The 7,355-nt window shown below is 34.3% G+C and carries 15 protein-coding genes and 1 pseudogene; all 16 read left to right on the top strand.

The window, feature by feature from the left end; all coding sequences use genetic code 11:
• Positions 1 to 150, top strand: a pseudogene (gene tuf, locus VIM70_RS20020) (elongation factor Tu); the annotation flags it as partial.
• A gap of 407 nt (positions 151 to 557) precedes the next feature.
• Positions 558 to 866: a 30S ribosomal protein S10 gene (rpsJ, locus tag VIM70_RS20025; RefSeq protein WP_226125942.1), complete on the top strand. Its 309-nt coding sequence runs from the start codon at positions 558 to 560 to the stop codon at positions 864 to 866.
• 119 nt (positions 867 to 985) lie between these two features.
• Positions 986 to 1,615, top strand: a complete 630-nt coding sequence (gene rplC, locus VIM70_RS20030) for a 50S ribosomal protein L3 (protein WP_331947553.1) — start codon at positions 986 to 988, stop codon at positions 1,613 to 1,615.
• 24 nt (positions 1,616 to 1,639) lie between these two features.
• Positions 1,640 to 2,260 carry a 50S ribosomal protein L4 gene (rplD, locus tag VIM70_RS20035; protein ID WP_331947554.1) on the top strand — a complete coding sequence of 207 codons (621 nt, stop codon included), beginning with the start codon at positions 1,640 to 1,642 and terminating at the stop codon, positions 2,258 to 2,260.
• Positions 2,260 to 2,553: a 50S ribosomal protein L23 gene (rplW, locus tag VIM70_RS20040; protein WP_331947555.1), complete on the top strand. Its 294-nt coding sequence runs from the start codon at positions 2,260 to 2,262 to the stop codon at positions 2,551 to 2,553. Before rplD ends, rplW begins: the two co-directional genes overlap by 1 nt.
• 56 nt (positions 2,554 to 2,609) lie before the next feature.
• On the top strand, positions 2,610 to 3,443 hold the full coding sequence (rplB, locus tag VIM70_RS20045) for a 50S ribosomal protein L2 (protein WP_331947556.1): 834 nt from the start codon (positions 2,610 to 2,612) through the stop codon (positions 3,441 to 3,443).
• Positions 3,444 to 3,506: 63 nt separating this feature from the next.
• The gene (gene rpsS / locus VIM70_RS20050; protein WP_331947558.1) at positions 3,507 to 3,788 is read left to right on the top strand and encodes a 30S ribosomal protein S19; all 282 of its coding nucleotides are present in this window, start codon (positions 3,507 to 3,509) and stop codon (positions 3,786 to 3,788) included.
• 21 nt (positions 3,789 to 3,809) lie between these two features.
• Positions 3,810 to 4,145 (top strand): 50S ribosomal protein L22, encoded by a 336-nt coding sequence (gene rplV, locus VIM70_RS20055; RefSeq protein ID WP_331947559.1) that lies wholly within the window; start codon positions 3,810 to 3,812, stop codon positions 4,143 to 4,145.
• 16 nt (positions 4,146 to 4,161) lie between these two features.
• Complete coding sequence (gene rpsC / locus VIM70_RS20060) at positions 4,162 to 4,827, top strand: 30S ribosomal protein S3 (protein ID WP_331947560.1); 666 nt, start codon at positions 4,162 to 4,164, stop codon at positions 4,825 to 4,827.
• 19 nt (positions 4,828 to 4,846) lie between these two features.
• The gene (rplP, locus tag VIM70_RS20065) at positions 4,847 to 5,290 is read left to right on the top strand and encodes a 50S ribosomal protein L16 (protein WP_331947561.1); all 444 of its coding nucleotides are present in this window, start codon (positions 4,847 to 4,849) and stop codon (positions 5,288 to 5,290) included.
• On the top strand, positions 5,280 to 5,492 hold the full coding sequence (gene rpmC / locus VIM70_RS20070; protein WP_216306415.1) for a 50S ribosomal protein L29: 213 nt from the start codon (positions 5,280 to 5,282) through the stop codon (positions 5,490 to 5,492). Before rplP ends, rpmC begins: the two co-directional genes overlap by 11 nt.
• A 21-nt stretch (positions 5,493 to 5,513) precedes the next feature.
• Positions 5,514 to 5,768, top strand: coding sequence for a 30S ribosomal protein S17 (rpsQ, locus tag VIM70_RS20075; protein WP_331947562.1), 255 nt, complete (start codon positions 5,514 to 5,516; stop codon positions 5,766 to 5,768).
• 36 nt (positions 5,769 to 5,804) lie between these two features.
• Entirely contained in the window at positions 5,805 to 6,173 is a 369-nt protein-coding gene (gene rplN, locus VIM70_RS20080) for a 50S ribosomal protein L14 (RefSeq protein WP_331947563.1), read from the top strand.
• Positions 6,174 to 6,190: 17 nt separating this feature from the next.
• Complete coding sequence (rplX, locus tag VIM70_RS20085) at positions 6,191 to 6,514, top strand: 50S ribosomal protein L24 (protein ID WP_331947564.1); 324 nt, start codon at positions 6,191 to 6,193, stop codon at positions 6,512 to 6,514.
• 22 nt (positions 6,515 to 6,536) lie between these two features.
• Positions 6,537 to 7,079, top strand: coding sequence for a 50S ribosomal protein L5 (gene rplE, locus VIM70_RS20090; RefSeq protein ID WP_331947565.1), 543 nt, complete (start codon positions 6,537 to 6,539; stop codon positions 7,077 to 7,079).
• A gap of 15 nt (positions 7,080 to 7,094) precedes the next feature.
• Positions 7,095 to 7,280, top strand: coding sequence for a type Z 30S ribosomal protein S14 (locus VIM70_RS20095; protein WP_216287798.1), 186 nt, complete (start codon positions 7,095 to 7,097; stop codon positions 7,278 to 7,280).
• Positions 7,281 to 7,355 lie beyond the last annotated feature (75 nt).

The raw sequence follows: 7,355 nt of genomic DNA on the forward strand, positions 1-7,355 counted from the left end.
GACGGAATGGAAATGGTAATGCCAGGAGACCACATTGACATGAATGTTGAATTAATCACTCAAGTAGCAATGGATGAGGGATTAAGATTTGCAATCAGAGAAGGTGGAAGAACAGTAGGTTCTGGAGTTGTTACTTCAATAGTTAAATAATAATTTACAATGTGTTTATAATAATCAATTGATGATTTAATACAATAATAAAAGCTTTTATTATTAAGGAGAAGGGGACGCTCTTCTCCTTTTTCATGCAGTAAAACCTATATGTAAATATAAGTTGAAATAGTTAAAAGAAAGATTATAAAATAATATAAAAAAATACTTGTCAAAGCAAAAGATATGTTGTATACTTTAAGAGTTGTATGTGGTAACAGCGATGAGGTAAGAGGTTGCCGGACTTCCGGGTCATTCTTCACCGAGCACGCCCTGATCTTGAATCGGGCGACGGAGTTTCTGCGATTGTTTCTTAAAATTTTTGTATGCAACACCTGGAACAGTTTACAGAACATCCGCTGTTGCACGTAAGAAGTAGAACGTGCGATGAAAAGGAGGGAATAATAATGATTAAACAAAAAATCAGAATCAGATTAAAGGCTTTTGATCACAACATTTTGGATCAATCAGCTGAAAAAATTGTTCAAACAGCCAAAAGTACAGGAGCTAAAGTAGCTGGTCCAGTACCACTACCTACAGAAAAAGATGTTATTACAGTTTTAAGGTCTCCACACAAATACAAAGACTCAAGAGAGCAATTTGAAATAAGAACTCATAAGAGGCTGATAGACATAATTAGTCCATCACCAAAAACCGTTGATGCACTAATGAGGTTAGACTTACCAGCTGGTGTTGATATCGAAATAAAACTATAGGCGTACATAGAAGTGCGATGACGCGTATTAGTATAATTACTATACGCAAGTAATAGATTACTATTACTAACTATTATGATCACTATTGTGGTCCGCTAATAAGTAGGAGGTGTATTTTCATGAAAAAAGGAATAATGGGTAAAAAACTTGGAATGACTCAAATATTCGATGAGAGTAGAAAAGTTGTTCCAGTAACAGTTGTTGAAGCAGGTCCATGTGTTGTTGTTCAAATCAAAACTGTTGAAAATGATGGTTACAATGCAATAAAAGTTGGTTTTGGAGATATAAGAGAAAAATTAGTCAACAAACCAATGAAAGGACAATTTACTAAGGCAGGTACTTCTTTAAAAAGATTCGTAAAAGAATTTAGAATGGAAGATACAAGTGCTTATGTAGTAGGTCAAGAATTTACAGCAGATATTTTTGCTGCTGGAGATAAAATTGACGTATCAGGAATTTCTAAAGGAAAGGGATTCCAAGGAGTAATTAAGAGATGGAATGCAGCTTGTGGACCAATGAGTCATGGTTCTAAATTCCATAGAGCACCAGGATCAATGGGAGCATCTTCTGATCCATCAAAAACATTCAAAAACAAACATATGCCAGGTCACATGGGTAATGTTAATACAACAGTAATAAACCTTGAAATAGTTAAAGTAATGGCTGAAAAGAACATTATATTAATTAAGGGTGGAATACCGGGGCCAAACAAAGGCACAGTTGTTATTAGAAATGCTGTTAAAGCATAACTTTAAAAGAAAGGAGGATGCAGAATGCTTACATTAGATTTATTTAGTAAAGATGGTAAAAAAGTTGGAGATATTGAATTAAATGAAAATATATTTGGAGTTGAAATCAACACAGATGCTATGCACCAAGTTGTTGTAGCACAACTCGCAAATAAAAGACAAGGAACTCAATCAGCTAAAACTAGAGCTGAAGTTCGAGGCGGTGGAATAAAGCCTTGGAGACAAAAGGGAACTGGTAGAGCAAGACAAGGTTCTATTAGATCACCACAATGGATACATGGTGGTATAGTATTTGCTCCAAAGCCAAGAGATTACCGTATGTCTGTACCAAAATCAATGAGAAGAGTTGCTTTTAAATCAGCTTTATCAGCTAAAGTAGCTGAAAATGAAATGATAGTTATAGACAGCTTAGAATTTGATTCACCAAAAACTAAAGCAATGTTAGAGATTTTAAAAGCTTTTGATGCTAAGAAAACTTTAATAGTTGTTGAAAAATCAGATGAAAATATCTATAAATCAGGTAGAAACATACCAGGAGTGCAAGTAACACCAGTAAATAACTTAAATGTTTATGACATACTAAAGTATGAAAAATTCATAGTTACAAAGGATGCTGTATCTAAAATTGAGGAGGTGTATATATAATGAAGCTAACTAGCCATGATATTATAAGAAAACCAGTAATTACTGAAAAAAGTATGGCGGTAATGGCTGAAAAAAAATACACCTTTATAGTTGATATCCATGCAAATAAAACTCAAGTTAAAAAAGCAGTAGAAGATGTATTTGGAGTTAAGGTTGAAAATGTAAGAACACTAAGGAATATAGGTAAAACTAAACGAGTTGGAGTTCACATTGGAAAAAGAGCTGACTTTAAAAAAGCTATTGTTACTTTAACAACAGAAAGCAAAACAATTGAGTTTTTTGATGGAATGTAATTATTAAGCTAGTATTGGCAGAGGCCAGATAAGCGAGAAAGAAGGAGGGAAATCACATGGCGATTAAGAAATTTAGACCAACCACACCTTCAAGAAGAAATATGACAATGTCTGATTTTGCAGAAATAACAACAGATAAGCCATTAAAATCACTTCTTGTAAGCACAAAAAGATCAGGTGGAAGAAATAATCAAGGTAAGATAACTGTTCGTCACCGAGGTGGTGGAGCAAAACAAAGTTACAGGATAATAGATTTCAAGAGAACAAAAGATGGTATTCCAGCAAAAGTTTCTACAATTGAGTATGATCCAAATAGATCTGCTTACATAGCTCTTGTTGTATATGCTGATGGTGAGAAAAGATACATAATAGCTCCAGTTGGTTTGAAAGTTGGGGATGTAGTTGTATCCGGTGCTGATTCTGATATAAAAGTTGGAAACACACTTCCAATATCTAATATACCATTAGGTTCAACAATTCATAATATTGAACTACAGGTAGGAAAAGGTGCTCAACTTGTAAGATCAGCAGGTTCTTCAGCGCAACTTATGGCTAAAGAAGGAGAATATGCTCAAGTAAGACTTCCAAGTGGAGAAGTAAGATATGTTAGATTAAATTGTAGAGCTACTATAGGAACAGTTTCAAACTTGACACATGATATTGTTAACATAGGTAAAGCAGGAAGAAAAAGACATTTAGGCTTTAGACCTACAGTCAGAGGATCAGTAATGAATCCGAACGATCATCCACATGGTGGTGGAGAAGGTAAAGCACCAGTTGGTCACGCTAGTCCGATGACTCCTTGGGGTAAACCAGCACTTGGATATAAAACAAGAAAAAATAACAAATACTCTGATAAATTTATTGTTAAGACAAAGAATAGAAAATAGTTTTATTGAAGGTTATATTGTCTTTAAAACTATGTTCATGGTTTATGAAGGGAGGCCACAAAGGTGAGTAGATCAGTAAAAAAAGGACCTTATATACAAGAAGTTCTGTTAAAAAGAATAAATGAAATGAATAAAGCTGGCGAGAAAAAAGTAATAAAAACTTGGTCAAGAAGTTCTACTATTTTCCCACAAATGATAGGGCATACTATCGCAGTACATGATGGAAGAAAACATGTACCAGTTTATGTTTTAGAAGATATGGTAGGGCATAAATTAGGAGAATTCGCGTTAACTAGAACATTTAAAGGACACATTGACAGAGAAAAAACTAGCAAAGTAAGATAGTGTTGGAAGGAGGAAACAAACATGGAGGCTAAAGCTATAGCTAAATATGTGAGAACATCCTCAAGGAAAATCGGGATTGTTCTTGATTTGATAAGAGGTAAAAAAGTAAATGAAGCTTTTGCTATATTACAATTTACTCCCAAAAATGCAGCTGAAGTAGTAACTAAAGTACTTAAATCAGCTGTAGCAAATGCAGAAAACAACTTGAACTTAGATATTAATAGATTATATGTTGCTGAAACTTATGCAGGTCAAGGTCCAACTCTTAAGAGATTTAGACCGCGTGCGCAAGGAAGAGCTTATAGAATAAAGAAAAGATCTAGCCATGTAACTATAATAGTTACAGAGAGATTATAAGAAGGAGGGGTATAGCGTGGGACAAAAGATACATCCACACGGCTTTAGGGTTGGTGTAATTAAGGATTGGAGTTCTAGATGGTATGCAGATAAGAAGAATTTTGCAGATAATCTTGTTGAAGATTTTAAGATTAGAGAATTCTTAAAAAGTAAACTTTACACAGCAGGAATTTCTAAAATTGAAATTGAAAGAGCTGCTAAAAGAGTTAAAATCAACATACACACTGCTAAACCAGGAATGGTCATTGGTAGAGGTGGCTCTGGAATTGAAGTTATAAAGCTTGATATGAAAAAACTTGTATTAGATAAAAATGTTTTAATTAACATAGTAGAAGTTAAGCAAGCTGAAAACAACGCTCAACTTATGGCTGAAAATGTTGCTTCTCAATTAGAAAAGAGAATTTCTTTTAGAAGAGCAATGAAACAAACAATTCAAAGAGCTATGAGATCTGGCGTTAAGGGAGTTAAGATTGCTTGTGCAGGAAGACTTGGCGGAGCAGAAATAGCTAGAACTGAACATTATCATGAAGGTACAATACCATTGCAGACTTTGAGAGCTGATATAGATTATGGATTTGCAGAAGCAGATACCGTATATGGTAAAATCGGCGTAAAAGTTTGGGTATATAGAGGCGAAGTTCTTCCTACAAAAAAAATCGTTACGGAAGAAGCAAAAGCGTAGAAGGAAGGAGGAATAAGACATGTTAATGCCTAAGAGATCTAAACATCGTAAGGTTCAACGTGGTAGAATGAGAGGAAAAGCTACAAGAGGAAACTTTATTGCATACGGTGATTATGCATTACAAGCTATGGAATGTGGCTGGGTTAAAAGTAATCAAATAGAAGCTGCCAGAGTTGCTATCAATAGAGAAGTAAAAAGAGGCGGAAAAGTTTGGATAAAGATCTTCCCTGATAAGCCAGTGACTGAAAAACCAGCTGAAACTCGTATGGGTTCAGGTAAAGGTTCAGTTGAATATTGGGTAGCAGTAGTTAAGCCAGGTAGAGTCTTATTCGAAATTGCAGGAGTAACAGAAGAAGCAGCTAGAGAGGCAATGAGACTTGCTTCACACAAACTTCCAATAAAAACTAAGTTTGTATCTAGAAGAGATTTTGAGGAAATGGGTGGTGAAGTCGTTGAAGGCTAATGAATTAAATGAATTAAGACAAAGTAATCCTCAAGATTTGCTAGTAAAAATGTCTGATTTGAAGGCAGAGTTATTTAACCTTAGATTTCAGTTAGCTACAGGGCAATTAGAAAATCCTATGAGAATTAAACAGGTTAAAAAATCAATAGCCCAAATTAAGACAATCATTAGGCAAGAAGAAATAAAGGCTTTTGAACAGTAAAACTGAAAGGAGGTTGCTCTTGTGGAAAGAAATAACAGGAAAACAAGAACAGGTAAGGTAGTTTCTGATAAAATGGATAAAACAATAGTTGTAGCAATTGAAACAAAAGTTCGTCATCCATTATACGGAAAGATAATTAATAAAACAACTAAGTTTAAGGCTCATGATGAAAATAATGAAGCTAAAGTGAATGATAAAGTTACAATTATGGAAACTAGACCATTATCTAAGGATAAAAGATGGAGAATTACTGGAATAGTTGAAAAAGCTAAATAATGTTTCGGTTTAAGAACTGGAAGGAGGGTATTTGATATGATACAACAGCAATCAAGATTAAAGGTTGCAGATAATTCTGGCGCAAAAGAAATTATGTGTATTAGAGTTTTAGGTGGATCTCATAGAAAATGGGGAAACATCAGTGATACAATAGTTGCCAGCGTTAAAAGTGCAACACCAGGTGGAGTTGTTAAAAAGGGTGAAGTTGTCAAGGCAGTTATAGTTAGATCTGTAAAAGGTTTAAGAAGAGCCGATGGATCATATGTTAGATTTGATGATAATGCAGCTGTTATCATAAAAGATGACAAAACCCCAAAAGGAACTCGTATATTCGGACCAGTTGCAAGGGAGTTAAGGGATAAAGACTTCACTAAGATCTTATCACTAGCGCCTGAAGTTCTATAAGATAGGAGGTGTCTAACATGGCAGTTAAAAAAGTGCACATAAGAAAAAATGATTCAGTAATGGTTATTTCTGGTAAAGATAAAGGCAAAATAAGCGAAGTCTTAGCTGTATATCCTAAAACTGGTAAAGTTTTAGTGAAAGATGTTAGCGTTATTACAAAACATCAGAAACCAAGCAAACAAAATGCGCAAGGTGGAATAACTCACAGAGAAGCAGCTATAAATAGTTCAAAAGTTATGTTGTATTGTACAAAATGCAAAAATGTAACAAGAATAAGTAGCAAAATTCTAGAAGATGGAACTAAAGTAAGAGTATGCAAGAAATGTGCAGAAACATTTTAGTTTATGAAAGGAGGTTTAACATATGAGTTCAAGGCTACAAGAGAAATATGAGAATGAAGTAGTTCAAGCGCTTATGGAAAAATTCGGTTACAAAAACGTAATGGAAGTTCCAAAGCTTGAAAAGATAGTTTTAAATATGGGAGTTGGAGAAGCTAAAGATAACTCTAAAGTTTTAGATTCAGCTATTAGCGACATGCAAATTATTGCTGGTCAAAAACCAATTATAACAAGAGCAAAGAAATCTATAGCCAACTTTAAACTAAGAGAAAATACTCCAATCGGTTGTAAAGTTACATTAAGAAAGGCTCAAATGTTCGAATTTGCTGATAAATTAATGAACGTTGCATTACCTAGAGTTAGAGATTTTAGAGGAGCTTCTTCTAAAGCTTTTGATGGTAGAGGGAATTATGCTATCGGTATTAAAGAACAACTTATATTTCCAGAAATAGAATATGATAAAATTGATAAAATTAGAGGAATGGATATAATATTCGTTACTACAGCAAAGACAGACGAGGAAGCAAGAGAGTTATTAAGATTCCTTGGAATGCCATTTGCTCAATAATAAGGAGGAAAACATATGGCACGTAAGGCTTTAATAGAGAAATGGAAAAAAGAACCTAAATATTCATCTAGAGCTTATACAAGATGCAGACTTTGCGGAAGACCACATTCTGTATTACAAAAATTTGGTATATGCCGTATCTGTTTTAGAGAACTTGCACACAAGGGAGAAATTCCTGGTTGCAGAAAAGCAAGTTGGTAATTAGAACATTCTAATGAAAGGAGGCACGAAAAATGGTTATGACTGACCCAATCGCAGATTTGCTAACACGTATAA

The organism is Clostridium sp. (genome assembly GCF_036569345.1).
Lineage (GTDB): Bacteria > Bacillota > Clostridia > Clostridiales > Clostridiaceae > Clostridium_AD.